The sequence below is a fragment of the Pectinatus frisingensis genome, assembly GCF_015732285.1.
In the GTDB taxonomy this organism is placed as follows: domain Bacteria; phylum Bacillota; class Negativicutes; order Selenomonadales; family Selenomonadaceae; genus Pectinatus; species Pectinatus frisingensis.
Map to the genome: position 1 here is coordinate 1 of NZ_WIQU01000061.1, position 339 is coordinate 339.

General features: G+C 31.6%; 1 protein-coding gene. It reads right to left on the minus strand.

Translation table 11 applies throughout. The features are described 5' to 3' along the window. A partial coding sequence (locus I6751_RS10980) for a hypothetical protein (protein WP_196599098.1) occupies positions 1-309 on the minus strand: 309 nt, incomplete at its 3' end. Between the last annotated feature and the right edge of the window lie 30 nt (positions 310-339).

Here is a 339-nt window from a genome sequence, read left to right on the forward strand (position 1 = left end):
ATCATTGAATAAAGATTGCTTAACTGATTGTAAAGAATCTATTACTACATCAAAAACAGATTTATCATCATAAGATTTATTATAACTATTTATGTTTCTAGCTATACCATCTAAACAAATGTTTAGATCTGCTGCTGCAGTACCTGCACCCATGTGACCAGTTGATTCCATTGCTTTGAATTCTGACATTCGGCTACCTAATTCTTTAAAAACATGATTTATAGAATCAATCATACTATTTTCTGCTGCTTCTTTTCCCGCTAAATTTATTAATGCTTTAGCATCAATACCATTAGCAGTAAAATCCAAATCTAATCCACCAGCAGAAAGCGCTGATTT